Consider the following 24,830-nt stretch of genomic DNA (forward strand, 5'->3'; position numbering starts at 1 on the left):
GGTGACACAGAGTCAGGAGCGGCCCGCCGACGTGCGGTTAGGCCCGGTGGGCAAGGGTTTGCGGGTCCTTGTCGCCGTGGTCGGCATCGGTCTGCTGATCAACGGATCGGTGCGCGCATCCGACGACGCGTGGCCGTTCGGGCCGATGTCGCAGTACGCGATGTCGGTGCCGGACGACGCCAAGATCGACTACACCCGGATCAGCGCGGTCACCGATGCCGGTACGACGGTCGACGTACCGCTGAACATCGAGGGCGCCGGCGTCGCCCGGGCCGAGATCGAGGCGCGGGCCGGGGAGATCGTGAAGAACCCGTCGCTGCTGCAGCAGGTCGCGGACGGGTGGGCGCGGAAGCATCCTGACAAGCCGAAGTACGTGAAGCTCGAACTGATCCGCGACACCACCCAGCTGGTCAAGGGCCGGGTCGAAGGACCGCCGTCGTCGCAGGTGCTGGCGACGTGGGAGGTACGTCGATGAGGGCCGTCAACTGGTTCACACCGGCGATCGCGCTGGGGCGGATCGCATGGCTGCGGACGATTCTGTACCTGTTCGTCATCCTCGACATGCACGCGTTCGTCCGCGACACCCGCGACAAGGGCGAGCACCCCGGGCTCTATCAACCGCTGCTCCTGGCCCGGCTCCTCGACCTGCCGAAGCCCTCCGTCGCCAACACGACCGCGCTGTACTTCGTGCTGATCGTCGCCTGCCTGGTCGGTGCGTCGAACTACTTCCCGCGGATCGCCGGCTGGATCGTCGCACCGGCGTTCACCTGGTGGGTGCTGATCGGGATGAGCGACGGGAAGGTCGATCACGACCACCTCGCGCTGGTGATCGCGCTCTGGGTGCTGCCGACCGTCGGCGGTGCGCGCCGCGGGCGGGCGTCGTACGGCGATCAGACCCCGTCAGAGGCGGCCGGCTGGGCGATCCGGTGTGTGCAGATCTGCGTGATCGCGACGTACTTCCTGTCCTCGATCGCGAAACTGCGCAGTGCCGGATGGGCGCTGACATGGCCCGGGAGCGCCGTACTGACCTGGGCGATCGTGCGGCGGCCGCATCCGGTCGGGGAGTGGTTGCTGCACTATCCGTGGGTGCTGCACGTGATGCAGTGGGTCGGGATCATCGGGGAGTTCTGTTCGCCGGTGATCCTGTGGCTCAAGGGGCGGTGGCAGTTGCTCGGGGCCCTGTTCTTCCTCGGGTTCCACGCGGCGAACACGGCGATCCTGCTGATTCACTTCCTGCCGACGGTGGTCTGCTGGCTGGCATTTGCCCCACTCGAACGGATCGTGCCGTGGTTCCAGGCGCGCCGGTCAGACGACGCCGGAAAGGCCGAATACCAGGCCGAAGAGGGCCGGGAGGCCCAGCAGCAGGCCGGCGCGTAGGCGGAAACGGCGGCCGCCCGGGCCCGGCGTACGGACGATGCGGGAGAGGACGGCACCGGCGTACCCGAAGACCAGCGCGGCGAGCAGGATCTGCGTGGTCGGCAGGCTGTCCGCGTCGTGATGGGTCAGGCCGAGCGTGACCAGGCCGGGGCAGCAGAACGCGCACATGCCGAATCCGAGCTCCGGGACCGGCAGCCAGCGGCGGCCGAGCACGTCCCGTTCGGCCGGTCGCTTCCGGCGCAGCGACTGGACGAACCGCGTCGTACTCAGGATCAGGTCGCTGAGGCAGAGGATCGCGGCGACGATGAGCGCTGCATGGAAGATCGTCTGCACGGGAACACGCTAGGCCCCTGAGCATGCCTGTGTCCGCCTGGGCACGTAACGTCTGCTTAACAGAGGCGGGGCACACTGTGAGAAGTTCTGGACCTGGGTGAGAGGTGGACTGATGGACAAGCAGCAGGAGTTCGTGCTGCGCGCGCTGGAGGAGCGCGACGTACGCTTCGTGCGGCTCTGGTTCACCGACGTGCTCGGGTTCCTGAAGTCGGTCGCGGTGGCACCGGCGGAGCTGGAGAGCGCGTTCGCCGAGGGGCTCGGGTTCGACGGGTCGGCGATCGAGGGGTTCGCCCGGGTGACCGAGGCCGACATGCTGGCCAAGCCGGACCCGTCCACGTTCCAGATCCTGCCGTGGCGCGGCGAGACGATGGGTACGGCGCGGATGTTCTGCGACATCAACATGCCGGACGGGTCGGCGTCGTTCGCGGATCCTCGGCACGTGCTGAAGCGGACGCTGTCGAAGGCTGCTGATCTGGGGTTCACGTTCTACACGCATCCGGAGATCGAGTTCTATCTCTTCAAGTCGCTGACGGGCGCGCCTGGCACGACGCCTGAGCCGGTGGACTCGTCCGGGTACTTCGACCACACGCCGCAGGGGATCGGCAACGACTTCCGTCGCGAGGCGATCACGATGCTGGAGTCGATGGGGATCTCGGTCGAGTTCAGCCACCACGAGGGCGGGCCGGGTCAGCAGGAGATCGACCTGCGGTACGCCGATGCGCTGTCGACCGCCGACAACATCATGACGTTCCGTGTCGTGGTGAAGGAGGTCGCGCTGTCGCAGGGCATCTATGCGTCGTTCATGCCTAAGCCGCTGTCGGACCAGCCGGGGTCGGGGATGCATACGCATATGTCGCTGTTCGAGGGCGATCGGAACGCGTTCTTCGAGGGCGGGGCGCAGTACCAGCTGTCGAAGACCGGCCGGGCGTTCATCGCGGGGTTGCTGCATCACGCTGGGGAGATCACTGCGGTGACTAACCAGTGGGTGAACTCGTACAAGCGGTTGGCGGTGGGGGATGAGGCGCCGTCGTTCATCTCGTGGGGTCATAACAACCGGTCTGCGCTGGTGCGGGTGCCGATGTACAAGCCGCACAAGGGGCAGTCTTCGCGGGTCGAGTTCCGGTCGTTGGATTCTGCGGCTAATCCTTATCTGGCGTTTGCGTTGATGCTTGCTGCCGGGCTGAAGGGGATCGAGGAGGGGTACGAACTGCCCGCGGAGGTCGAGGACGACATCTGGTCGCTGACCTCCCGCGAGCGCAAGGCCCTCGGCATCAAACCCCTCCCGAGCAGCCTGGCCGAAGCCATCAGCGCAATGGAAGACAGCGAACTCGTCGCCGAAACCCTCGGCGAACACGTCTTCGACTTCTTCCTCCGCAACAAACGCGCCGAATGGCAGGACTACCGCCGCCAGGTAACCCCCTTCGAACTGAACAAACTCCTACCCGTCCTGTAGGTGCGTGCGCGGGGGAGTGCGGTTCACGGCGTACGGCGCGTACTGCTTCGGCGGGGTTGTGGTGCGGTGGATTTCAGGCGTCGACCTTGAAGGGGTCGTGTTCGGTGAGGAGTTTGTCCAGGCGGGCCTGGTCTACTCGGGTGGTTACGTCGGTGAGTTCTTGGCGGTCGCGGACTACCTTGCAGAGGACGACGGTTGAGGTGACGACGTACAGCATGCCGAGGGACAGGAATGCTCGTACCCACGGCTCGGCCGGTAGGTAGATGAGGCCGACGGTCATCGCGGTGAGGGAGATGCCGAAGGATGCGACTGCCTGGGCGTAGAACGCGGCTGTCTGCTGGGGCTGGATGCTTTTGCTCATGCCGGAATCGTCAGCTACCCGAGCCCCATCCCACATCAGCAAAATCACTCAGGTGAGGCGGTCTGCTTCGGCCAGGAGGAGGTTGCCGAAGGGTTGGAAGCCGATGCTGCAGGCGTAGACGCCGCTGACGACTCGGTGGATGGTTCCCCATTCCCAGATGGCGGTGGCATCCACGCCGGTGCGGGAAGCGAGCCGCTCGGTCCGCGCGCGGAGGTCGTCGCCGAGGTCGGGATTGCAGCGCACGATGGTGCCGAGATCGCAGGCCGGTTCGGCCCGCAGCCCGAGTGGGTCGATGAGCTTGTAGCTGCCGTCGCCGGCCTGCAGGGCGTTCAGCTCGTGGATGTCACCGTGGACCAGAACCGTAGACCGGTCGTCGTGGGCAAGGCGCCGACGCTCCATGCAGTACAGCGCGTCAGCAACGGTGGCCGGCGAACACGGTCGCCCGGCCTGCTCCCACAGTCTCGGCAGCCGCTCGGCGTACTCCGCAGCCAGCTCCGCGCCGGTCGGAAGGTCACTGTCAGGACCGACCGGACGCCACAGCCGAACCGCCACGTCGCACAGCAGTTCGTGCCGGCTTGCAGGATCGGCCACGACGTCGTACATCGGAACCCCAAGCCGCTCCAACAGAAGCGCCCGCCGACCCAAGTCCTCGCGCAACAGCTTGGCGCATCCCTCGCCATTCGCCAGGCGCAGCACCGTAGCCTCCGGCCCGACATCCCGCCCCGGCACCCCGATCTTCAGCACCGCCGGAGTCCCGTCAGCCATCGTCACCTCAACAACCAGAGCAACATGCCCACCCGCCAAGCTGCGCCCGATCACCAAGGACCACTCCCGAGCCAGCGAGTCGACCACACCCGGCAGCTCGTCCAGCCACGACTCATTCCCGTCAGCTATGACCGTCTTCCGCACCTGCTCAGGAATGTCGAGGCTCACCCCGCCAGCCTAATATTCGCGATCAGCCGATGAGGATTTCGAGGATGGTGGTGGGGTTGCGGTTCAGGACCGGGAGGCCTGCGGTGAGGTGGCCGATGATGGTTGAGGGTTGGGGGAGGGGGGTGTTTGTGCGGGCGATGGAGAAGGTGCTGGTGTTGCCGACGCCCGGAGTGTTGCTTAGGGCAACTGTGCCGCGGGGGTAGGTTTCGTGGCCGGTTGGTTCGGGGGTGAAGTGGTAGCCGGGGTGGCCTGTGCCGCACTCGAGGGTTGGTGAGCACGGGGTTTGGTTGTAGAAGCGTTTCAGGGCCAGGTACGTGAAGCTGTGGACCGCGCAGGGAGCGGCGCTGCGGTCGAGGGTGAGGACCAGGTCGCCGCGGTTGGTGCGGACGGTGGCCCGGACCAGGCCGATCGTCGGCGCGAGGGAGTACGGCGGGCGGCCGGTCTCGCCCGCGGTGCGTACGTACTGGCAGTTCTTGAACAGTGTCGGCGCCGCCTGGGCACGGGCGACCCAGCCTTCGACGACGAGCGCGATGGCGGCGACCAGCAGGACGGCGACGACCCGTTTCCAGTGACGCATAGTCCCCAAGGTAACACTGAGTATGCAGATTGCAACAGAGTGTGTTCAGACTCCGGCGGTCTGTGGCGGTGCGTCGTCGGAGGCGTGCTTGGAGGCCCAGCGCGATGCCGCCGTCGAGTGCCGGTACGGCGGATCAGCCGGCGCCGGATCAGTCGCCGCCGGTACGTCGGCAACCACGTCGACCACCGGAGCGCTGGTCACGATCGGCGTACCGTCCGGGGCCAGCGCGTGAACCTCTTCGACCGTCAGCAGCCCGACCGGGCGGACGCCTTCGGTGATGATCACGATGCAGCCGGGGATGACCTGCTGGGCCCGATTCCCCTTGGCCGGAACGAGAATCCCCTCGGCCGGCGTACGCCAGGCGCCGGGCGCGAACCGGCGCAGCGCGATCCCGGCCTGACCGTCCTCGGGTGTTCGCGGCGGGAGGTACGCCGTTGCGGTGTAGTCGTAGTCGTAGTCCGGCTCCGGTGGACCCGACACTCGCCCGCCCTGTTGTGGCGTCAGCCAGAGCACCGTTCCGCGCACGGCGAGCGACCCCGTCATCATGACCATGAGAAGCCATCATGCCGATTACTGAGCGGATCCGCTACACGACACCGTGTATTCCCCGGGATCTGTTCGCGATCCAGCCGAGACTTTGTGAACACCCCACCATTGTGCGCCTCCGAAGCGGTGGTGGGTTCCCGAAGTGGGTTGGGTAGCCTCTGGGGGTGGCTGAGGGTCGGAGAGGGTCGTGGGAGGGACGGCTTGTCCGGCTCGGGTTCGAGGACCCGCAGCGCGCGGCGGGCATGCTCGAGGACCTGGACGCGCTCGACTCGCACAGCCCGATGGCCACCGAGCAGCTGATCACCACGCTCGGGGAGTCGGCCGATCCGGACCTCGCGCTGTACGGCCTGTGCGGGATGGCGGAGGCGCTGCACCGGCACGAGTACGACGTTGCCGCGTTCGCGCGCACACTCGAGATGGACGACGGCTTCCGGCGCCGCCTCGTGTACGTGCTGGGCGCGAGCGAGGCGCTCGGCCGGCACCTCGCCGTACATCCGCGCCATTGGTACGACCTCGCCGACCCCGCCCTGGCCGGTGCCCGCCCGTCCATAGAGGACGTCGCCGCCAAGCTCGCGACCGCGGTCGACGCCGAGAACCCGGTCGACGCCCTCAGGGTCGAATACCGTCGCCTGCTGCTGAGACTGGCCGCGCGCGATCTCGCCGAGGGCCTGCTCGTCGACGAGGTCGCCGCCGTACTCGCGGATCTCGCCGGCGGAGCGCTCGAGACCGCGCTGCACATCGCCCGCAACGAGTACTTCGCCGCGCACCCCGGCGCCGCCGACTGCCGTCTCGCGATCATTGCCATGGGCAAGTGTGGCGGCCGGGAGCTCAACTATGTCAGCGATGTCGATGTCCTCTTCGTCGCCGAGCCGCTCGAAGGCGAGCCGGAGCTGCCCGCGCTCAAGACCGCGACCCAACTCGCCGCCGCCGCGATGCGGATCTGCTCCGCGCACACCGGCGAAGGCACGCTCTGGCCGGTCGACGCCGCGCTTCGGCCCGAGGGCAAGTCCGGCCCGCTCGTCCGCACCCTCGACAGCCACCTCGCCTACTACCAGCGCTGGGCCAAGACCTGGGAGTTCCAAGCCCTGCTCAAAGCCCGTCCCGTCGCAGGCGATGCGGCGCTCGGTCGGGAGTACTCCGAGAAGATCGGAAGCCTCGCCTGGTCCGCCGCCGACCGCGAAGGCTTCGTCGACGACGTACAGGCAATGCGCCGCCGCGTCATCGACCACATCCCGGCCGCGGACGTCGATCGCCAACTCAAGCTCGGCCCCGGCGGGCTGAGGGATGTCGAGTTCGCAGTACAGCTCCTGCAGCTCGTCCACGGCCGCAGCGACGAGTCGGTCCGCAGCGGTACGACGTTGGTCGCGCTCGAGTCCCTGACCACCAGCGGGTACGTCGGACGCACCGACGGCGCCGTACTCGCGGACGCGTACCGCTTCCTGCGCTCGATGGAGCACCGCATCCAGCTGTACCGCCTGCGCCGTACCCATCAGGTCCCGGACGACGAAGCCGACCTGCGCCGTCTCGGCCGCTCGCTCGGCTTCACGAAGAACCCGGTCGCCGACCTGACCGCGGCCTGGAAGAAGCACGCGCTCGAGGTACGGCGGTTGCACGAGAAGCTGTTCTACCGCCCGCTGCTCGCGGCGGTCGCGCGCATCCCGGGCGACGAGGTGCGGCTCACACCGGAGGCGGCGAAGCAGCGGCTGACGGCGCTCGGGTACGCCGATCCCGCGTCGGCGCTCCGGCATATCGAGGCACTGTCCGAGGGCGTGTCGCGGCGTTCGTCGATCCAGCGGGCACTCCTGCCCGCGATGCTCGGCTGGTTCGCCGAATCACCGGATCCGGACGCCGGCTTGCTCGCGTTCCGCACGATCTCCGACGCGCTCGGCTCGACCCCGTGGTACCTGCGCCAGCTACGCGACGAAGGCGCCTCGGCCGAACGCCTCGCGCACCTCCTGGCCAGCGGCCGGTACGCCGTCGACCTGCTTCAGCGCGCACCCGAAGCGACCGCGATGTTCGCCGACGAACGCGAGCTGACACCGCGGACCCAGGACGCGCTACTGGCCGAGATGTCCGCGGCCGCCCGTCGCCAGGACGCCCCGGAGGCCGCGGTCGCCGCAATCCGAGCGGTACGCCGACGGGAACTGTTCCGGATCGCGGCCGCCGATCTGTCGGGACTGCTCGACGTGGAGAAGGTCGGCGAGGCGCTGACCGTGATCTCGGTCGGGACGCTGACGACTGCGCTCGAGGTCGCACGACGAGCCGTCGCGAAGGGCGAGCCCGAACCGACGCGGATGTCGATCGTCGCGATGGGCCGCTTCGGCGGCCATGAGCTCAGCTACGGAAGCGACGCCGATGTGATGTTCGTGCACGACCCGAAGCCCGGCGCGGACGAGAAGGCCGCGACGGACTTCGCGACCCAGGCGGCGACCGAACTGCGCCGGCTGCTGGCGTTGCCCGGCACCGATCCGGCGGTCGCGGTTGACGCCGACCTGCGGCCGGAGGGTCGGCAAGGACCGTTGGTACGGACGCTCGCGTCGTACGCCTCGTACTACGCCAGATGGTCAGCGGTGTGGGAAGCGCAAGCCCTGCTCCGGGCCGACCCGTTGTGTGGGGACGGCGACCTGTGTCAGTCCTTCCGCGAGCTCATCGATCCGCTGCGCTACCCGGAGAACGGGATCAGCGAGCGCGACGTGATGGAGATCCGCCGCATCAAGGCCCGCGTCGACGCCGAACGCCTCCCGCGCGGCGCGGACCCGGCCACGCACACCAAGCTGGGGCGAGGCGGTCTCGCCGACATCGAGTGGACCGTCCAGCTCCTCCAGCTCCGCGAGGCGCACCGCGTCCCGACTCTGCGTACGACGCGCACGCTCGGAGCGCTGTACGCCGGTGTGGACGCCAATCTCGTCGACCCGACCGAAGCGGACACGCTTCGCGCCGCGTGGGAGATGGCGACCCGGATCCGCAACGCGATCATGCTCGTCCGCGCCCGGCCGGGCGACTCGCTGCCGCGCGATCCCCGCGACCTCGCCGCGGTCGCCCAGATCTGCGGCTACCCGCCCGGCGAATCCAGCCGCTTCTCCGACGACTACCTCCGCACCACCCGCCGCGCCCACAACACCGTCGCCCACCTGTTCTGGGACGACTAATAGAATCGTCGGGTGGTTGAAGCAGTGGATCAGGTCAGGCAGACGGGCGTGTTCAGTACGGTCCGGCGGAGTGTTCGGATGACGGCTGGGCAGCGGCGGGTCTGGCAGACGCAGTGGTCAGAGCTGGGCCGGACGCAGGAGGACCTGCCGACCGGCGAGCTGGATCTGGCGAAGTGGTTCGGCCGGGAAGCGCCTACCGTGCTGGAGATCGGCTCCGGGATGGGAGAGGCGACCGCGCAGCTCGCAGTCGCCGCGCCGGAGGTCAACCACGTCGCCGCCGAGGTGTACCCGGCCGGTCTGGGACAGCTGATGCTGTGGGTCGAGAAGTACGACCTCGAGAACGTCCGCCTGCTCCAAGGGGATGCGCTCGACTTCCTCCGCGATCACGTCGCGCCTGGCACGCTGGCCGGCGTACGCATCTTCTTCCCGGACCCGTGGCCGAAGAAGCGGCACCACAAGCGCCGCCTGGTCAGCCCGCCGTTCGTCGCGTTGGTTGCCTCCCGCCTCCAATCCGGCGGAACGTTGCACCTGGCAACGGACTGGGCGGACTACGCCAACCGGATGCTCGAGGTCTGCGAGGCCGAGCCCGCGCTGCGGAACCAGTACGAAACCTGGGCCCCACGCCCCGAGTGGCGCCCGGTCACCAAGTTCGAGTCCCGCGCCCAGGCGGAGGGCCGCGAGGTCCGCGACCTCATCTACACAAAGGTCACGCCGATCGACTCGTGAAGTGCCACTGCCCGGCGGGCACCGTGTAGATCGTGTACCCGTCCTCATATGTAGCCGAGCCCGCAAACGACTGCGGTACGGCGGCAACATCCGAGGCAGCGGCGGACGGTACGTGGACCTCCGCCGTCGTGCCGACCGGAACCTGCACCTCCAACGACAGCACCCGCCCGGTCCGCTTCCACGAGACCGACACCCACCCGCGGATCGTCTCGGTCCGGATGCTCGCCGAGTCCACCTCGTCGCGTGCATCCGGCCGGACCACGATCCGCTCGCAGCCCGCGTCGACGACGCGCAGCCCGGCAACGTTCTCGAAGATCCACTGCACGACCGTGCCCTGGAAGTAGTGGTTGCGCGAGCGCGAGTCGCTCTCCCACGCCTCCCACATGGTGTCCGCGCCGAGGTCGAACCAGTAACCCCAGCTCGGGTAGCTCCGCTGCAGCGCGACCTTGGTTGCCAGATCGCCGTATCCGTGCGCGGTCAGCACAGGCAGCAGTACGCCGACACCCAGGCACCCCGTGTTGAGATGGAACCCGCGCGCTTTGACATCAGCAGCCAGCCCCGCCGCCACCTTCGCGACCATGTCTTCCGGCACGATCCCGAACGCCAGTGGCACAGCGTTCGACGTCTGCCGATAGTCCGGATCCTCAGCCGACCGATACTGTCCCGCGTCGCGATCCAGGAACGCCCGATTCAGTCCGTCGGCCAGCTCACCGGCCGCCTTGCGATAGTCGTTGGGCTGCCCAATCGCCTCGCCGATCTCCGCAGCGACGACGACAGCCCGATACAGGTACGCCGTACCCGTCAGCCGCCGGTCCTCCGGCGCCGGACCGTTGGCGTATCCCGGCGGCAGCCAGTCGCCGAGCACACTGACCGACAACCCGTCCTCGACCCGGCCGAGCTCCCAGGCCAGGTATCGCGTGAGCGAGTCCCAGTGCTCGCGCAGCAGTCGTTCGTCCCCGTACCAGCGATACATCTCGCGCAGCAGGAACGGATACACCGTTGGCCACTCGGTCGCGGGGGAGAGGTCGGTGAAACCCCATCCGCTCGACGGCACGATCACCGGCAACTGGCCGGAATCGGCCTGGCTGTCCCGGATGTCGCCGAGCCACTTGGTGAAGAACCGCGCCAGGTCGAGCGTCGCCAGCATCGTCGGCGAACCCACCTGCGCGTCCCCGGTCCACCCGTTCTTCTCGTAGAACGGCGTGTCCGTCGGGATCCCGTGCAGATTGCTCAGGACCGTACGCCGCATCGCCTGCTCGAACTGCTCGTACGGCGCCTGCGACGAAGCGAACCGGGTCACACCGCTGACGTCCGAGTTCACCACCCGCATCTGTACATCCGCCCGCGCGCCCTCGAGCTGCACGTACCGGAAACCCTTGTACGAGAACCGCGGCTCCCAGACCTCGAGACTGCCGTTGCCGGCCGCAACATATTCGTCCCGCTGGATCCGATCCCCGTCGACGTGCCCGTTCTTGGCCACCACGTTGCCATCAGCAACAGTCTCGCCGTGGGTCAGGCTGATCGTCGTCCCGGCCGGCGCCGACACCGACAGCTTCGTCCAGCCCGCAACCGTCCGCCCGAAGTCCGCGATCCACACACCCGGCCGTACTTCGGTCACCTCGACCGGGTCGACGGTCTCGACCACCCGGATCGGCTCGTGCGCCTGCGCGGTCAGCTTCCCCTTCGGCGCCTCGACAACCGCGGCCGCCGACCAGGACGAGTCGTCGAACCCGGCCGCGTCCCATCCCGGCAGCGCGCGACGGGCGTCGTACGTCTCGCCCACGTACAGCGAGTCGGAGAGCGTCGGTCCACCGGTGATGCGCCACGACTCGTCGGTGACCACCTCGTCCACGCGCCCGTCGTCGTACTCGACAACCAGCCTCGCGATCAGCCGCGGTTCGGCGGTCCACGGCGTCTGATGCCAACGCCAGACGTTGACCGACGTCATCCCGAAGAACCCGCGCCCGAGCTCAGCCCCGACCACGTTGTCGCCCGACCGCAGGAGCTCGGTGACGTCGTGGGTCACGTAGAGCACGGTGCGGTCGTAAGCGGTGAAGCCAGGATCGAGTACGGCGTCGCTGACCGCGTGCCCGTTCAGCCGGAGATCGGCGTACCCGAGGCCGCTCGCATACAACCGCGCCCGGCGCACGGTCCCGTCGACCGCAAACCCGCGCCGCAGCAGCGGAGCGCTGTCGGTCGCCCCGCCGATCCACTGCGCCGACCGGAAGCCCTCGTCGCGCAGACCGGTCTCGAACCATTCCGGTGCAGCCCACTCACCAGCCGCTTCGTCCCACAGCCGGACGGTCCAGTAGTACCGCGTCCGCGCCGCCGTCGGTCCGTCGTACTCGATGCCGAAGGTCCGCGCCGAGTCGACCTTCCCCGAATCCCAGACATCCGCGCCCTCCGGAGTCAACAGCTCCGGCGCGGACGCGACGAGGACCTGGTACGCCGACTGCGTCGCGCCGTAGCCGGGAGCGGTGGCAACCCAGCTGAACCGCGGCCGGTTCACGTCGACGCCGAGCGGTCGGACGGCGTACTCGGTCTTCAGAGAGCGGGGAGTCAGCACGCACAGGACCGTAGGCAGTGGCCCGCGCCGCTTTCAACCGTGTGACCAGATCCGGCCGATGATCGATTCTGATCGTTTGTCTCGGTTAGTGATTCGTCGTCCCAAATGCTGAAACCTCAGCATCTTGCTCGACTTTGTCCGCTTTCATGGAGACATGCAGGTCATCTCGAACGCTCCCGGCGACGCGCTCACGCGGCGCCGGCACGTCGACCTGCTGCGCGTGAACTCCTCCGGTTGTTGACCTACGCGAACCACTCCGCGTACCCGTCAGCCCGCCACCGACCCGTTGGAGTAGGTCCGTGCGCCTCCAGAACAAAGGTCTTCCCGTGAGCATCTCCGCCATCCGTCCGTTCCGCCTGCTCGCCGCCGCCCTGGCCCTGACCTTCGCCGCCGCAGGCTGCTCGCGCGCCGACAGCGGCGCCGACACCCAGGCCGCGTCGGCCGACAAGGGTCCCGCCACCGAGCTGCGGCTCGGCTACTTCCCGAACGTCACCCACGCCGCCGCGCTGGTCGGTCTCGGCAAGGGCCTGTTCACCAAGGAGCTCGGCAGCACCAAGCTGGTGCCGACCAAGTTCAACGCCGGCCCCGAGGAGGTCGGGGCGCTGCTCGGCGGCTCGCTGGACGCCGGCTTCATCGGCTCCGGTCCCGCGATCAACGCCTACGCGAAGTCCAACGGCGAGGCCGTCCGCCTGATCGCCGGTGCGACGTCCGGCGGCGCGCAGCTGGTGGTGAAGCCGACGATCACCAAGCCGGAAGACCTGGTCGGCAAGACCGTCGTCACTCCGCAGCTCGGCAACACCCAGGACGTGTCGCTGAAGAAGTGGCTGTCGCAGAAGAACCTGACCGGCAAGGTCAAGGTCACCAACCTGGAGAACGCGCAGACGCTCGACGCGTTCAAGAAGGGTGACGTGGACGCGGCCTGGCTGCCCGAGCCCTGGTCGTCGCGGCTCGTCCTCGACGCGGGCGCGAAGGTGCTGGTCGACGAGGCGACGCTGTGGCCGGACGGCAAGTTCCCGACCACCGTGCTGATCGTCCGGACCCAGTTCCTGCAGGAGCACCCGGAGACCGTGAAGGCCTTGCTGTCCGGACTCCTGGCCGCGATCGACTACAGCAGCACGAACACGGCCGACGCGAAGGCCGTCGTGAACGACCAGTTGAAGGCAGCGACCGGTAAGGCGCTGAAGCCGGAGGTGATCGACCGGGCGTTCAAGAACATCCAGATCACCGCGGACCCGATCGCGAGCACGTTCCCGCAGCTGGCCAAGGACCAGGTCACGGCCGGGATCGCGAAGGAAGCGCCGAAGGTGGCCGGCTTCGCGGACCTCGGCCCGCTGAACGACGTACTCAGCAAGGCAGGCAAGCCGACGGTTGACGCCGCCGGACTGGACTCGAAGTAGGAGGCTGGCCATGACCGCGACCATCGAAACCTTGCCGGACGTGCTGAGCCCGGTGCGCTTCCATCAAGTAGGTAAGACGTTCGGGACCGGCCGGAAGTCGGTGGTCGCGTTGGACGGCGTCGACCTCGAGGTCGAGCCCGGTGAGTTCGTCTGCCTGCTCGGCGCGTCCGGCTGCGGCAAGACCACGCTGCTCAACCTCGTCGCGGGCCTGGACCAGCCGACGGCCGGGCGGATCGAGCTGAACTCGTCCCGCCCGGCGGTCGTCTTCCAGGAGCCGGCGCTGATGCCGTGGCTGACGGCCGCCGGGAACGTCGAGTTGCCGTTGCGGATGGCCGGCGTACCGAAGTCGCAGCGCCGGGCGAAGGCGGCCGAGCTGCTCGAGCTGGTGCGGTTGGCCGGCATGGGCGACAAGCGCCCGCACGAGCTGTCCGGCGGTATGCGGCAGCGCGTCGCCCTGGCGCGGGCGCTCGCGTCGACGGCCGACAGCACCGACGGCAAGCCGGCGCTGCTGTTGATGGACGAGCCGTTCTCCGCGCTCGACGCGATCACCCGCGACGTCCTCCAGGGCGAGCTGCTGCGGATCTGGCGAGCCACCGGTACGGCGATCCTGTTCGTCACCCACGACGTCCGCGAGGCCGTGCGGCTCGGGCAACGCGTCGTACTGCTGTCGTCGCGCCCCGGCCGCGTCGTACGGGAGTGGGACGTCGAGGACGCTCCCGATGCAGTGGACGAGATCAACACCGCATTGCGCAAGGTGATCAGCAGTCATGCCGCTTGACGTCCAGGAAGGGTCTGTCGAGGCCGGGCTCGATGCACTCGACACCCCGGTCAACACCACCGAGGGTTCTCGGGTACGGCGGATCGCCGCGCGGGTCCTGCCGCCGATCGGGGCGATCGTCATCCTGGTCGCGATCTGGCAGGCGTTGTGGGCCGCGGCGTTCTGGCCCGAGTTCAAACTGCCTTCCCCGGCGGCGGTGTGGAGTCAGATCTGGCAGCTGATCACCAGCGGCGATATCGCCGAGCTGTTCTGGGTCTCGGTGCACCGCGCCGTGATCGGATTCGCGATCTCGCTCGTGATCGCGGTACCGCTCGGGCTCGCGATCGCCAACATCACCGTCGTACGCCGGGGCATCGGCCCGCTGGTGTCGGGCCTGCAGAGCCTGCCGTCGGTTGCGTGGGTGCCGGCGGCGATCCTGTGGTTCGGCCTCAACGACCGCGCCATCTACTGGGTCGTGCTGCTCGGCGCGGTGCCGTCGATCGCGAACGGGCTCGTGTCCGGACTCGACCAGGTCCCGCCGATCCTGCCGCGGGTCGGCAAGGCCCTCGGCGCCGGGCGGTTCGGCGGCATCCGGTACATCCTGCTGCCGGCCGCGCTGCCCGGGTTCCTCGGCGGGCTCAAGCAGGGCTGGGCGTTCTCGTGGCGGTCGCTGATGGCGGCCGAGCTGATCGCGACGTCCCCGGAGCTCGGTGAGGGCCTCGGGCAGTACCTGCACAACGGCATGTCGCTGTCGGACATCTCGATGGTGTTCGCCGGCATCGTGCTGATCTTCGTGGTCGGCGTCGGCATCGAGCTGCTGGTGTTCCGCCCGCTCGAGAACACGGTGCTGCGCGCGCGAGGACTCACCACCTCCGCCCGCTGATCGGCTGCGCGCCGTACTGTTGGAGCGTGGTTCGATTCCTGCCGTTCCTGATCAGCTTGGTGCTCAGCGTGTATGCGCTGTTCTCCTGCATCCAGACACCCGACGAGGACGTGCCGCACCTGCCCAAGCTGGTGTGGATCGTCCTGATCGTGTTCGTCCCGTTCGTGGGGCCGATCGTCTGGCTGCTGATGTCGCGCACCCAGGGCGGCGGCGGCCGCGAGGCCGTCGTACGGCCGTCACGGCCCGTCGGCCGCCCGCCGGCTCCCGATGACGATCCGGACTTCCTGAAGTCACTGGATCGCTACCGGGACCCGCGCACGACCGTCAAGCCACCGGAGCCCGAGGATCCGAAGAACCCCAAGAGCACAGCGAAGGACGACGATTCCCCGTCCGAGAACGACGAGGGAACTGCCTGAGGTTGTAGCGGGGCAGCTCCTACGCTGATTTGCGGTGCTCGGGGAGGACGGTGTTGTCGCGCTCGGACTCCGTGGTGCCGCCCCAGACGCCGTACGGCTCTCCGACGGAGAGCGCGTGCTGCCGGCACTCGGGCTGGACCGGGCAGGTCCCGCACAGCGACTTGGCCACCATCTCGCGGGCGCGTTTGCGAACGCCACGCTCCGATTCGGGTGAGAAGAAGAGCTCCGGGTTGACGTCCCGGCATGCGGCTTGTGACTGCCAGTCCCACAGATCCATGAGCGGGCGGGGCAGGCGAGGCATCCCTCTCGACATGGCAACCTCCTTGACTCACCGTGAGCGCGGACGGGCGCTCGGTGAAAACTATGCTCATCTCTTACGTAGTTCAACCCTTGTTGTCTCGAAGTTCGGGCCATTCGTTATCACCGCGTGCCGTTGCGGGCCGTGATCGGCGCCCATTCAGGCGCACAGCAGGCGGCGCAGGTGTTCACGTCATCACCTCGTGTGACATGAGTCACTTGCTCAACCACGCTCCGACGACGGCTGCAACCAGTCCGGTACCCAGGTTCAGCACCACGTTGAGCAACGCCTTACCGCGATGTCCGGAACCGGCCAATGCGGTCGTCTCGGCAGCGAACGTGCTGTACGTCGTGAACGCGCCGCAGAACCCGACGCCGACGAGCAAAGCGATCGTGTGATTGCCGACGCCGGTCAGCAACCCGAGCAGGAAACTGCCGAGGATGTTGACTGCGAAGGTTCCCCACGGCAACGGGGTCTCGATCCGGGCGCCGAGCAACAACCGGGCGACCATGTGCTTGTCCACCAGGAATCTGAGCGGCGCACCCACCGCGGCCCCGAGGGCGACCAGCAAGATGTTCATCGGCGCCGTCCGCCCAACTGCTCGCCGATCGTTGCCGCTGCCAACGCCGCGGCGATCGTGCCGAAGAAGTAGACGAATGCAACAACCATCTGCACGTGCAGCAACTTCTCGGTGTCGACCGCGAAGGTCGAGAACGTCGTGAAGCCGCCGAGGATCCCGGTGCCGAGGAACGGCCGCAGCAGCGGGTGGTGGCGTGGGGTCAAACGCGCGAGCAGGACCCCGATCGCAAAACACCCCAGCACGTTGGTGACGAACGTGGCCCAGGGGAATCCGGTCGCTCCGTGCGGCACTGCTTCGGCCAGTCCGTAGCGGGCCAGTGAGCCGATCACACCACCGAGAGCGACGACGCCGAGGATTCGAGGAAGTCCCGGCTCAGCTGTCATTCGCCGGATCGTAGCGGTAGTACTCGTGGGCGCCGTGGGCCGTCGCCTTCTCGCCGGTCAGCGCCCGGATCACCGTCGCGTGGGTGATCGCGAGGACCGGTCCGTCGGTGCTGGCGGTGTGCCGGGCGAGCGCGGCCCGGGCCCGCTCGCGGACCTGGGACAGCGGCTCCCACGATCGCTGGACGCCTTCCGGCCATTCCCCGTCGTACGCCTCGAACTCGGCCTGCGCGGCGTGGAGGTCGGTGATGCTGCGCCACAGGCCGGTCTGGTCCGGCAGCCAGTCACGCAGGTCGTAGTCGACCCGCACACCGAGCGCGAGCCGGTGGCCGATGATCGCGGCGCTGTGCAGGGCGCGGGTGAACGGCGAGCTGACCAGGTACGTCGCGCGGATGCCGCCGAGCAGATCGGCGAGCTCCTCGGCCTGCTTCATCCCGACAGCACTCAGCGGGGCGGAGTCGGCCGCGGTCCCCGGCAGGCCCCGGGAATCGATCGGCTCGTAGTCCGGCTCACCGTGCCGGACCAGGTAGATCTGCGTCACGGCCACGTTCTACCTCAGATGCCTGGCCCCTGCCCATCCACGCGAGTGGCCGGGCGGCGGCGATTCGGTCAAGGACGTCGGAGGCCGGACCTGGTGCAGCTCGTCGAAGAGGTTGTCGAGGCCGGCTCGTGGCACCGACGGCGAACTCTGGCCGTCGACCCAGCGGACCTCGGTAGCGCCCTGGTGCCCGTGCACCGCGAGCACCGAGTCGAGATCGGGCCAGACGGCCGTGGCCGGGTTGTCACCCCGCCATCGCAACGCCACCGAACCGTCGCTGAACTCACACCCTTCAGCTACGACTCCGGTCCCTGAAACCCCACTCGGATCCCGATATCGAACCAACTCAAAGGTTCGCGGCCTCACCACCTGGAGCACTCCCCGTCGTCTAGCCGGTCTTGCAGGCCTCAACGAGCCCACACCACTGACGGTTACTGAGTGGGTGCTATTGTCGTTCCCGTGAAGCGCAGCTATTGGCGATTTTTTGAGTGGCCGGCTCTGGTGCCGGGCAGCTCAGCCGATCGCTGACGCCCAACCGCAGACACCGAAGCCGGCCCGAAGCCAAGGACATCCGTCCTTGGCTTTTCTCGTTCCCCAGCCGGCTGCCTGCGCTGCAACGCGAGCGGACCGGCGGAAAGGTCCCCACGATGAACACCCTTCCCAAACCGACCGAACAGGCGCGCGTCGTCGATCGGCGGATCGAGAAGACCGTTCCACTGATCACCCCGCTCGCCCTGCACGACGAGTTCCCGCTGAACGACGAGCTCGCCGGACGCGTGGCCGACGGGCGGCAGGCGGTGGCCGACGTCCTCAACGGCGTCGACGACCGGCTGCTGGTGGTCGTCGGTCCGTGTTCGGTCCACGACGCGAAGGCGGCCCTCGAGTACGCCGAACGACTGCGACCGGTCGCGGAGCGCCTCTCCGACGGCCTGCTGATCGCGATGCGCGTGTACTTCGAGAAGCCGCGCTCCACGCTGGGCTGGAAGGGCCTGATCAACGACCCGGGCCTTGACGGCTCCGGCGACGTGAACCGCGGTCTCCGGATCGCACGCCAGCTGCTCGTCCAGGTCACCCAGCTCGGTCTGCCGGCCGGCTGCGAGTTCCTCGACCCGATCACCCCGCAGTACATCGCCGACACGGTCGGCTGGGGTGCGATCGGCGCGCGGACCGTCGAGAGCCAGGTGCACCGGCAGCTGTCGTCCGGTCTGTCGATGCCGATCGGGATGAAGAACCGGCCCGACGGTTCGATCGCCACGGCCGTCGACGCGATCAAGGCCGCCGCCGTACCGCACGTCTTCACCGGTATCGACCACGACGGCGCGCCCGCGATCCTGCACACCCGCGGCAACCCGGACTGCCACCTCGTACTGCGTGGCTCCGACAGCGGCCCGAACTACGACGCCGAGTCTGTCGCCGGCGCCGTCGAGCTGCTGCGCAAGGCCGGCCTGCCGGAGCGGGTCGTCATCGACGCGAGCCACGGCAACAGTCGCAAGGACCACCGCCGCCAGCCGGTGGTGGCCGAGGAGATCGGCGCGCAGGTCGCGGCCGGCAACCAGGCGATCGTCGGCGTGATGCTCGAGTCGTTCCTGCAGGAGGGTCGCCAGGACCTCGACCCGACCCGGGAGCTGACCTACGGGCAGTCGATCACCGACGCCTGCATGGGCTGGGAGACGACCGAGCAGACGCTCGAGAAGCTGCGCGATGCAGCAATCGCTCGACGCGGATAGCTGTTCATCCGGAGGTCTCACGGTGGCTACGGGCCGACCCTAGGGTCCCGACCATGAGTGAGATCTCCCGGCGGCTGGTGCTCGGTTCGGTGGCGGGTGGGGCAGCGGTGTCGCTGCTCCCACCGTCGCTGCACACCGCGATGGCGCAGCCTGTGCGGCGTGGTGGTCTGCGCGCGATCGAGCACGTGATCGTGCTGATGCAGGAGAACCGTTCGTTCGACCACTACTTCGGGACGTTCCGGGGGATCCGCGGGTACGGCGACCGCCAGCCCTTGCGCCTGCGGAACGGCAGGAGCATCTTCCGCCAGCCGAAGACCGGCGGCGGCGAGGTGCTGCCGTTCTCGCTGAGCAAGGCCGCCGCCGACGAGGGCCGCAACCCCGACGACATCCAGTACCTCGGCGCCCTGGCCCACGGCTTCAGCGACGCGACCCAGGCCTGGGCCGGCGGCTGGAACGACGACTGGGTGCAGGCAAAGACGGCCGCCACCATGACGTACTACGAGCGCCGCGACATCCCGCTGCAGTACGAGCTCGCCGAGACCTTCACGATCTGCGACGCCTACCACTGCTCGGTCAACGGCTCGACCAACCCGAACCGCAACTACCTGTGGTCCGGCACGACCGGCTACGAGCCCGGTACGACGCAGCGTGCGGTCACCAACGCGGCGTACGACTACAACCACGCCGGCTACGACTGGACGGCGTACCCGGAACGGCTGGAGAAGGCGGGCGTCTCCTGGCAGATCTACCAGGAGTGGGACAACTTCACCGACAACGCGATCGAGTACTTCAAGACCTTCAAGGACATCGGTCACCGGATCCTGGCTAATGTGCCGGGCGGCTACCGGACGACCGAGGAGTTCTACGACAAGTTGTTCGCGAAGACCGACGCCGAGCGTGCCGACGCGTTGAAGCAGCTCGACGAGGCCGTCGAGAAGCTGCCGATCAAGGATCAGAAGCTGTTCCGCAAGGCGATGTACCGGTCCGAGCCGGAGTCGCTGGTGCCGCGGCTGCGGGCCGACATCAGGTCCGGCAAGCTGCCGAAGGTGAGCTGGCTCGTCCCGTCCGCGGTCGACTCCGAGCACCCCGGCTCGTCCACGCCGGTGGGCAGCGCGAACCTGATCTACGACGTGCTCGACGCGATCGCCTCGGACCCCGACACGTGGTCGAAGACCGTGCTGCTGATCAACTTCGACGAGAACGACGGGTACTTCGACCACGTCCCGCCGCCGGTCGCTCCGCAGCCGAGCTCCGGCGAGGGCGACGACTGGTACGCCGGTATGCCGATCGGTCTCGGCCCGCGCGTCCCGATGACCGTCGTCTCGCCGTGGTCGGTCGGCGGTCACGTCAACTCGCAGGTCTTCGATCACACCTCGGTACTGCGGTTCCTCGAACAGTGGACCGGCGTCCGCGAGCCGAACATCAGCACCTGGCGGCGTACCGCGTGCGGCGACCTCCTGTCGACGTTCGACTTCGACCGCACCTACCGGCAGCCGTCCGTCGACCAGCCGGGCCTGGTGCCCGCGCCGATCACCCGCTGGCACCCTGCGCCGCCCGCCGACCAAGCGGTTCCGCTGCAGGAGCCCGGCCGCCGCCCGGCCCGCGCATTGCCTTACGGGCCGTCAGTTTCCGGATCGGTTGCCAACGGCAAGTTGATGTTGGCCCTGAGCAACCATGGCCCGCAGTCGGCCCACTTCGCCGTCTACCCGTACGGCGGAGAGCTCCCGGCCCCGGCCCACCTCGACGTACACCACGCGCATCCGGACAAGACCCACGGCGAGACGCCGACCCTGGTCGAGATCCCGGTCGACGGCCCGTTCGAACTCGCGGTGCAGGGCCCGAACCGTTTCTGGGTGGAGGTGGCGGGCTCGTCCGACGGCGCCGCGGCGGCTCTCGACGTACGGATCGAGAACCGTGCCGGAGCGCTCCAGCTCCACCTGGTCAACGGCTCGCGGAAGTCGCTGACCGTGAAGCTCAAGGCGCGCGGGTACGGCAGCAAGACCACAACGATCGAGCTGCGCGGCAAGCAGACCAGCCCGATCTTCTGGCCGACCGACCACGGCTGGTACGACGTCGAGGTCACGTCCCCGGACGACACGACGTACCGCCGTCGGCTGTCCGGTCACCTCGAAACGGGCAAGCCCGGAATCACCGGCTGACGCTGCGCATCGGGGCGTCAGATGGTGTCATTGATCCTCATGACGTTCCCGTACCCCGAGACCGACTACCAAGAAGACAACCGCGGCCAGTTCCACTTCTCCAGCCGCAGCGGCTGGATGAACGACGTGAACGGGCCGGTGTACTACCGCGGTGTGTATCACCTCTACTACCAGCACGCCCCGAACAGCCTGGTCTGGGACACGATGCACTGGGGGCACGCGACCAGCACCGACCTCCTGCATTGGACGCAGCAGCCGATCGCCCTCGACCCACAGGTCCACCCCGGTGACCTGTGGTCGGGTGGCGGGGTCGTCGACCTCGAGAACGTCAGCGGTCTGAAGGACGGTGACGACGACCCGATCCTCGTGTACTCCGGTACGAACGGCGTGACCGTCTTCTACAGCGTGGACGGCGGCAACACGTTCCTCACGTACGCCGACGGCAAGAAGGTCGCCACACCCGGCGGCACCAGCCGCGACCCGAAAGTGTTCTGGGACCCGGTCTCCGAGACCTGGGGCATGGTCGTCTGGTCGGACGAGGGCGGCAACGGCGTCGACTTCTACACCTCGACCAGCCTGCTCGACTGGACCTTCGCATCTCGCTACGCGGCCGAGTGGCTGTTCGAGTGCCCGAACCTGATCCGCATGCCGATCGACGACGGCCACCGCTGGGTCCTGCACGCCGGCAGCGGCAAGTACGTCGTCGGCGAGTGGGACGGTACGGCGTACCACTCGGACTGGACCGAACCGCAGCGGATCAACCAGACCGAAACCTTCGCCGGCGCCGGGTACTACGCCGCCCTGAACTTCGAGAACATGCCCGGCGGCCGGATCGTCTCGATGGCGTGGCAGGGCGAGAACAAGGGCTCCATCTGGACCGGCAACGCGTCGTTCCCGGTCGACCTCACCCTGCACCACACCCCGGACGGCCTCCGCGTCTTCAGCACGCCGATCCCGGAGCTCGCGTCACTGCGGACGAGCTCTGAAACGTGGGACAACCTAACCATCGCTGACAGCACCCAACAACTCCCGGCCGGAAGCACCTACGAGCTCGAGGCGACGGTGGACGTCAGCCAGGCCACGCGCTTCACCTTGAAGGTAGGCCGCGAGGTGACGTACGAGGCTCAACGTCTCGACGGCGCCGAGCTCCGACCGGTCGACGGCAAGGTCAAACTCCGCCTACTGGTCGACCGCGATCAACTGGATGTCTTCGGCAACGACGGCGAGGTCTACCAGAGCTACAACGTCCGTCCGACCGAGCTCGAGCTGACGGCCGAGGGGCGTGCGGTCGTGGAGCAGCTGACGATCCACCAGCTCGGGTCTATCTGGCGATAGCCGCCGTATGCGCCTTCGTCACGGTGATCAGGTCGGCGGGAGACAGGCCGATGTCGAGACCGCGCCGTCCGCCGGACACGTAGACCGTCGGGTGGTCGGTGGCGGTGCTGTCGACAACCGTTGGCAGTGCACGCTTCTGGCCGATCGGGCTGATGCCGCCGACGACGTACCCGGTGGTGCGCTCGGCGGCGTCCGGGTCGGCCATCACCGCCTTCTTCCCGCCGGCCGCGGCCGCGATCGCCTTCAGATCAAGCTGCTTGCCGACCGGTACGACGCCGACCGCGAGCTTGCCGTCGACCTCGACGAGCAGGGTCTTGAACACCTGCTCCGGGTCGAGCCCGAGCGCCTCGGCGGCCTCCAGCCCGTACGACTTCGCGGCTGGGTCGTGCTCGTACGAGTGCGTGGTGAACTCGACCTTCGCCTTCGTCAGCGCCACTGTCGCAGGTGTGCCCTGACTCTGTTTACTCTTCGCCACCTGGCGAGCTTATTCCTGCCGGCACCAGGCGGACGCAGCAGTGGCCGGGCGACGGTGCGAGGCGGGCCTCGTACGGAAGGTCGAGCGTGCTGACGATGCCGGCCAGCAGATGCAGATTCATCCCGCAGACCAGCTTGGGCTGCTCCTGGGCGATCCGCCGGAACGGGCAGTTGACCAGCGCGATGCCGTCCTTGTCCGCCCGCGGCTCGAAGCCGTGCGACGCCAGGATCTCGGTCACCGGTCGGTCGCCCGCCGCTCGACCGATCTCCTCCCCGTACTCCCGCGCCCGCCGGTTGACCGCCTCGCGAGGTGAGCCGCCGGTCTCCTCGGCGTCTTCGACAGCGGCCGCGAGCAGGCGGCCCGCGACAGCGTACTGACGCTCGGGGAGGGAGATCTCGATCTCGCGGTCGGAGCGGTGGTACAGCTTGGCGGGCCGGCCGGCGCCCGGGCCGGTGCGTCCGCTGCGGCGCTCGTAGCAGGTGTCGAGCAGGCCTTCTTCGGTCAGCCGGTCGAGGTGGAACGCCGCTGTCGTGCGCGGGATGCCGAGCTCGGTCGCGGCCTCGTCGCGGCTCACCGGCATCGGCGAGCCGACGACGTACTCATAGAGCCGGCGCCGGGTCGGCTCGTCCAGTACGGCGACCGCCTGAACTCCTGCGTCCCACGACGTGTCCACGGGATGATTCTATCGACAACTTGGGTTGATGTAACAGTTATAGTGGCAGTTCGTTGAGACCTCAGGGAGTGTGCAGATGGCGATCTCGGCAGACCTCGAGTCCGTCCCCCTCCACATCGTCGCGCGGCGGGAGGAGATCGACCTGCCGGCCGCGCAGCGCGCGGTCGCGGATCTGCTCACCGCGCTCGGGCGGGACCCGCAGAGCGCACACCTGGCGGACACCCCGCGCCGGGTCGCGAACGCGTACGCGGAGATGCTCACGCCGCGAGAGTTCGAGCTGACCACGTTCCCGAACGACGAGGGGTACGACGAACTCGTCCTGGCCAAGGACATCCCGGTGCAGTCGCTGTGCGAGCACCACCTGCTGCCGTTCCAGGGCGTCGCCCACGTCGGGTACCTGCCCGGCGACCGGATCCTCGGGCTGTCGAAGCTGGCCCGGGTGGTGGAGCTGTTCGCCCGCGACTTCCAGGTGCAGGAGCGGCTGACCAAGCAGGTCGCGGACTGGCTGCAGGACCACCTCGACCCGAAGGGCGTCGGCGTGGTGATCGAGGCCGAGCACCAGTGCATGTCGCTGCGTGGCGTCCGCGCGGCCGGCTCGCGCACGGTCACGTCGTCGCTGCACGGGATCCTCCGCGACAACCCCAGTTCGCGGCAGGAGTTCTTCGCGCTGACCGGCCTCACCCCGTAGGCCGGGCGGTCAGTCGAAGCTTTTCGGTCAGGCCGACGCGACGGCGGGTGGGTGGTGGTGGGTCCGGCGGCCGGTGGCGAGGATGTGCGTGAGCTCGCCGGGCAGCAGGTCGGTGCCCGGTACCGGCTCCATCTCGGAGACGTCCAGCCAGCGCACCACGGTCGCGCCGCAGTGGCCGTGAACGGCGAGGATGGAATCCAGGTCCGGCCAGACGGCCGTGGAGGGGTTCGCGCCGTGCCAGCGGAGCGCGACCGAGCCGTCGGTGAAGACACAGCCTTCGGCGACGACGCCGGTACCGGAAACCCCGCTGATGTCGGTGTAGCGCACGAGTTCGAACGTCTGGGGTTTCACTGAAGACACCCCGGGGGGCGACAGATTGGTGCCATGATCCTTTCCCCGTAATAGCGTGCTTGGGCTCTCGCCACAAACCGGGGACATGTACCGACTGTCAGCGGGGAAGGACGGTCTGTAGCGACTCATCTTCTCAACACAAGCTAGATCCA

28 protein-coding genes are annotated in these 24,830 nt (G+C 68.3%); 14 read left to right on the top strand and 14 right to left on the bottom strand.

The window, feature by feature from the left end; genetic code table 11:
• Window position 1: 1 nt before the first annotated feature.
• Together FDA38_RS12850 and FDA38_RS12855 are read left to right on the top strand one after the other, a co-directional pair.
• Window positions 2-475, top strand: coding sequence for a hypothetical protein (locus FDA38_RS12850; protein WP_233714683.1), 474 nt, complete (start codon window positions 2-4; stop codon window positions 473-475).
• Entirely contained in the window at window positions 472-1,377 is a 906-nt protein-coding gene (locus FDA38_RS12855) for an HTTM domain-containing protein (protein ID WP_137254264.1), read from the top strand. The genes FDA38_RS12850 and FDA38_RS12855 overlap by 4 nt, the downstream gene beginning before the upstream one ends.
• Here the strand turns inward: FDA38_RS12855 and FDA38_RS12860 are convergent.
• The gene (locus tag FDA38_RS12860) at window positions 1,306-1,710 is read right to left on the bottom strand and encodes a hypothetical protein (protein WP_137254265.1); all 405 of its coding nucleotides are present in this window, start codon (window positions 1,708-1,710) and stop codon (window positions 1,306-1,308) included. The two genes, FDA38_RS12855 and FDA38_RS12860, sit on opposite strands and share 72 nt — an antisense overlap.
• A 112-nt stretch (window positions 1,711-1,822) precedes the next feature.
• Here FDA38_RS12860 and glnA point away from each other — a divergent pair, with 112 nt between their 5' ends.
• Window positions 1,823-3,163 (top strand): type I glutamate--ammonia ligase, encoded by a 1,341-nt coding sequence (gene glnA, locus FDA38_RS12865; RefSeq protein ID WP_137254266.1) that lies wholly within the window; start codon window positions 1,823-1,825, stop codon window positions 3,161-3,163.
• A gap of 73 nt (window positions 3,164-3,236) precedes the next feature.
• Here the strand turns inward: glnA and FDA38_RS12870 are convergent, their stop codons facing one another.
• From FDA38_RS12870 to FDA38_RS12885, 4 genes are read right to left on the bottom strand one after another with little or no spacing between them, the layout of a single operon-like run.
• Window positions 3,237-3,524, bottom strand: a complete 288-nt coding sequence (locus FDA38_RS12870; RefSeq protein ID WP_137254267.1) for a YiaA/YiaB family inner membrane protein — start codon at window positions 3,522-3,524, stop codon at window positions 3,237-3,239.
• Between the two features lie 48 nt (window positions 3,525-3,572).
• Window positions 3,573-4,457 carry an aminoglycoside phosphotransferase family protein gene (locus FDA38_RS12875; RefSeq protein WP_137254268.1) on the bottom strand — a complete coding sequence of 295 codons (885 nt, stop codon included), beginning with the start codon at window positions 4,455-4,457 and terminating at the stop codon, window positions 3,573-3,575.
• Between the two features lie 22 nt (window positions 4,458-4,479).
• On the bottom strand, window positions 4,480-5,034 hold the full coding sequence (locus tag FDA38_RS12880; protein WP_137254269.1) for a peptidylprolyl isomerase: 555 nt from the start codon (window positions 5,032-5,034) through the stop codon (window positions 4,480-4,482).
• Between the two features lie 45 nt (window positions 5,035-5,079).
• Window positions 5,080-5,586, bottom strand: a complete 507-nt coding sequence (locus tag FDA38_RS12885; RefSeq protein ID WP_137254270.1) for a hypothetical protein — start codon at window positions 5,584-5,586, stop codon at window positions 5,080-5,082.
• Between the two features lie 158 nt (window positions 5,587-5,744).
• Between FDA38_RS12885 and FDA38_RS12890 the strand changes: the two genes are divergently transcribed.
• Both FDA38_RS12890 and trmB read left to right on the top strand, forming a co-directional pair.
• Complete coding sequence (locus FDA38_RS12890; protein WP_137254271.1) at window positions 5,745-8,729, top strand: bifunctional [glutamine synthetase] adenylyltransferase/[glutamine synthetase]-adenylyl-L-tyrosine phosphorylase; 2,985 nt, start codon at window positions 5,745-5,747, stop codon at window positions 8,727-8,729.
• Window positions 8,730-8,741: 12 nt separating this feature from the next.
• Window positions 8,742-9,455: a tRNA (guanosine(46)-N7)-methyltransferase TrmB gene (gene trmB / locus FDA38_RS12895; RefSeq protein ID WP_137254272.1), complete on the top strand. Its 714-nt coding sequence runs from the start codon at window positions 8,742-8,744 to the stop codon at window positions 9,453-9,455.
• Here the strand turns inward: trmB and FDA38_RS12900 are convergent.
• Window positions 9,436-12,021, bottom strand: a complete 2,586-nt coding sequence (locus FDA38_RS12900; protein WP_233714684.1) for a family 78 glycoside hydrolase catalytic domain — start codon at window positions 12,019-12,021, stop codon at window positions 9,436-9,438. The genes trmB and FDA38_RS12900 overlap by 20 nt on opposite strands.
• A 154-nt stretch (window positions 12,022-12,175) precedes the next feature.
• Here FDA38_RS12900 and FDA38_RS43665 point away from each other — a divergent pair, with 154 nt between their 5' ends.
• The 5 genes from FDA38_RS43665 (at window position 12,176) to FDA38_RS12920 (ending at window position 15,474) form a co-directional block, all read left to right on the top strand.
• Window positions 12,176-12,262, top strand: a complete 87-nt coding sequence (locus FDA38_RS43665) for a putative leader peptide (RefSeq protein WP_371407990.1) — start codon at window positions 12,176-12,178, stop codon at window positions 12,260-12,262.
• Window positions 12,263-12,347: 85 nt separating this feature from the next.
• Window positions 12,348-13,418 (top strand): ABC transporter substrate-binding protein, encoded by a 1,071-nt coding sequence (locus FDA38_RS12905; protein ID WP_137254274.1) that lies wholly within the window; start codon window positions 12,348-12,350, stop codon window positions 13,416-13,418.
• Between the two features lie 10 nt (window positions 13,419-13,428).
• A complete protein-coding gene (locus FDA38_RS12910) occupies window positions 13,429-14,196 on the top strand; it encodes an ABC transporter ATP-binding protein (protein WP_137254275.1) in 768 nt (255 codons plus the stop codon).
• On the top strand, window positions 14,186-15,058 hold the full coding sequence (locus FDA38_RS12915; protein ID WP_137254276.1) for an ABC transporter permease: 873 nt from the start codon (window positions 14,186-14,188) through the stop codon (window positions 15,056-15,058). Before FDA38_RS12910 ends, FDA38_RS12915 begins: the two co-directional genes overlap by 11 nt.
• Window positions 15,059-15,084: 26 nt before the next feature.
• Window positions 15,085-15,474 carry a PLD nuclease N-terminal domain-containing protein gene (locus FDA38_RS12920; protein WP_137254277.1) on the top strand — a complete coding sequence of 130 codons (390 nt, stop codon included), beginning with the start codon at window positions 15,085-15,087 and terminating at the stop codon, window positions 15,472-15,474.
• A gap of 19 nt (window positions 15,475-15,493) precedes the next feature.
• Here FDA38_RS12920 and FDA38_RS12925 read toward each other — a convergent pair whose 3' ends face one another.
• The 5 genes from FDA38_RS12925 to FDA38_RS12945 all read right to left on the bottom strand — a co-directional run bounded on the left by FDA38_RS12925 (window position 15,494) and on the right by FDA38_RS12945 (window position 17,537).
• Window positions 15,494-15,787, bottom strand: a complete 294-nt coding sequence (locus FDA38_RS12925) for a WhiB family transcriptional regulator (RefSeq protein WP_134097793.1) — start codon at window positions 15,785-15,787, stop codon at window positions 15,494-15,496.
• Between the two features lie 199 nt (window positions 15,788-15,986).
• Window positions 15,987-16,352, bottom strand: coding sequence for a fluoride efflux transporter CrcB (gene crcB, locus FDA38_RS12930; protein WP_137254278.1), 366 nt, complete (start codon window positions 16,350-16,352; stop codon window positions 15,987-15,989).
• A complete protein-coding gene (locus tag FDA38_RS12935; RefSeq protein ID WP_137254279.1) occupies window positions 16,349-16,735 on the bottom strand; it encodes a fluoride efflux transporter FluC in 387 nt (128 codons plus the stop codon). Before FDA38_RS12935 ends, crcB begins: the two co-directional genes overlap by 4 nt.
• Complete coding sequence (locus FDA38_RS12940; protein WP_137254280.1) at window positions 16,725-17,273, bottom strand: histidine phosphatase family protein; 549 nt, start codon at window positions 17,271-17,273, stop codon at window positions 16,725-16,727. Before FDA38_RS12940 ends, FDA38_RS12935 begins: the two co-directional genes overlap by 11 nt.
• 9 nt (window positions 17,274-17,282) lie before the next feature.
• Window positions 17,283-17,537, bottom strand: coding sequence for a hypothetical protein (locus FDA38_RS12945; protein ID WP_233714685.1), 255 nt, complete (start codon window positions 17,535-17,537; stop codon window positions 17,283-17,285).
• A gap of 380 nt (window positions 17,538-17,917) precedes the next feature.
• Here FDA38_RS12945 and FDA38_RS12950 point away from each other — a divergent pair, with 380 nt between their 5' ends.
• Genes FDA38_RS12950 through FDA38_RS12960 form a run of 3 tightly spaced genes read left to right on the top strand, consistent with a single transcriptional unit; the run spans window position 17,918 to window position 22,491 of the window.
• A complete protein-coding gene (locus FDA38_RS12950) occupies window positions 17,918-18,997 on the top strand; it encodes a 3-deoxy-7-phosphoheptulonate synthase (RefSeq protein ID WP_137254281.1) in 1,080 nt (359 codons plus the stop codon).
• 53 nt (window positions 18,998-19,050) lie between these two features.
• Window positions 19,051-21,156, top strand: coding sequence for a phosphocholine-specific phospholipase C (locus FDA38_RS12955; protein ID WP_137254282.1), 2,106 nt, complete (start codon window positions 19,051-19,053; stop codon window positions 21,154-21,156).
• A 39-nt stretch (window positions 21,157-21,195) separates the two neighbouring features.
• The gene (locus FDA38_RS12960) at window positions 21,196-22,491 is read left to right on the top strand and encodes a glycoside hydrolase family 32 protein (protein ID WP_170989720.1); all 1,296 of its coding nucleotides are present in this window, start codon (window positions 21,196-21,198) and stop codon (window positions 22,489-22,491) included.
• Here FDA38_RS12960 and ybaK read toward each other — a convergent pair.
• On the bottom strand, window positions 22,478-22,966 hold the full coding sequence (ybaK, locus tag FDA38_RS12965) for a Cys-tRNA(Pro) deacylase (RefSeq protein ID WP_137254284.1): 489 nt from the start codon (window positions 22,964-22,966) through the stop codon (window positions 22,478-22,480). The two genes, FDA38_RS12960 and ybaK, sit on opposite strands and share 14 nt — an antisense overlap.
• Window positions 22,953-23,639 carry a helix-turn-helix transcriptional regulator gene (locus FDA38_RS12970; RefSeq protein ID WP_137254285.1) on the bottom strand — a complete coding sequence of 229 codons (687 nt, stop codon included), beginning with the start codon at window positions 23,637-23,639 and terminating at the stop codon, window positions 22,953-22,955. The genes ybaK and FDA38_RS12970 overlap by 14 nt, the downstream gene beginning before the upstream one ends.
• Window positions 23,640-23,715: 76 nt before the next feature.
• On the opposite strand from FDA38_RS12970, the gene folE reads away from it, so the two are divergent.
• The gene (folE, locus tag FDA38_RS12975) at window positions 23,716-24,327 is read left to right on the top strand and encodes a GTP cyclohydrolase I FolE (protein WP_137254286.1); all 612 of its coding nucleotides are present in this window, start codon (window positions 23,716-23,718) and stop codon (window positions 24,325-24,327) included.
• 27 nt (window positions 24,328-24,354) lie between these two features.
• Here folE and FDA38_RS12980 read toward each other — a convergent pair whose 3' ends face one another.
• Window positions 24,355-24,678, bottom strand: a complete 324-nt coding sequence (locus tag FDA38_RS12980; RefSeq protein WP_137254287.1) for a hypothetical protein — start codon at window positions 24,676-24,678, stop codon at window positions 24,355-24,357.
• Window positions 24,679-24,830: the final 152 nt, after the last annotated feature.

The organism is Kribbella jiaozuonensis (genome assembly GCF_005233875.1).
In the GTDB taxonomy this organism is placed as follows: Bacteria; Actinomycetota; Actinomycetes; order Propionibacteriales; family Kribbellaceae; genus Kribbella; species Kribbella jiaozuonensis.

Bases quoted from the DNA above. Each gene is read 5' to 3' on its own strand.
- FDA38_RS12855 (WP_137254264.1), top strand. From the start codon at position 472: ATGAGGGCCGTCAACTGGTTCACACCGGCGATCGCGCTGGGGCGGATC.
- glnA (WP_137254266.1), top strand. From the start codon at position 1,823: ATGGACAAGCAGCAGGAGTTCGTGCTGCGCGCGCTGGAGGAGCGCGAC.
- FDA38_RS12870 (WP_137254267.1), bottom strand. From the start codon at position 3,524: ATGAGCAAAAGCATCCAGCCCCAGCAGACAGCCGCGTTCTACGCCCAG.
- FDA38_RS12880 (WP_137254269.1), bottom strand. From the start codon at position 5,034: ATGCGTCACTGGAAACGGGTCGTCGCCGTCCTGCTGGTCGCCGCCATC.
- FDA38_RS12885 (WP_137254270.1), bottom strand. From the start codon at position 5,586: ATGGTCATGATGACGGGGTCGCTCGCCGTGCGCGGAACGGTGCTCTGG.
- FDA38_RS43665 (WP_371407990.1), top strand. From the start codon at position 12,176: ATGCAGGTCATCTCGAACGCTCCCGGCGACGCGCTCACGCGGCGCCGG.
- FDA38_RS12910 (WP_137254275.1), top strand. From the start codon at position 13,429: ATGACCGCGACCATCGAAACCTTGCCGGACGTGCTGAGCCCGGTGCGC.
- FDA38_RS12915 (WP_137254276.1), top strand. From the start codon at position 14,186: ATGCCGCTTGACGTCCAGGAAGGGTCTGTCGAGGCCGGGCTCGATGCA.
- FDA38_RS12925 (WP_134097793.1), bottom strand. From the start codon at position 15,787: ATGTCGAGAGGGATGCCTCGCCTGCCCCGCCCGCTCATGGATCTGTGG.
- crcB (WP_137254278.1), bottom strand. From the start codon at position 16,352: ATGAACATCTTGCTGGTCGCCCTCGGGGCCGCGGTGGGTGCGCCGCTC.
- FDA38_RS12935 (WP_137254279.1), bottom strand. From the start codon at position 16,735: ATGACAGCTGAGCCGGGACTTCCTCGAATCCTCGGCGTCGTCGCTCTC.
- FDA38_RS12950 (WP_137254281.1), top strand. From the start codon at position 17,918: ATGAACACCCTTCCCAAACCGACCGAACAGGCGCGCGTCGTCGATCGG.
- FDA38_RS12955 (WP_137254282.1), top strand. From the start codon at position 19,051: ATGAGTGAGATCTCCCGGCGGCTGGTGCTCGGTTCGGTGGCGGGTGGG.
- FDA38_RS12960 (WP_170989720.1), top strand. From the start codon at position 21,196: ATGACGTTCCCGTACCCCGAGACCGACTACCAAGAAGACAACCGCGGC.
- folE (WP_137254286.1), top strand. From the start codon at position 23,716: ATGGCGATCTCGGCAGACCTCGAGTCCGTCCCCCTCCACATCGTCGCG.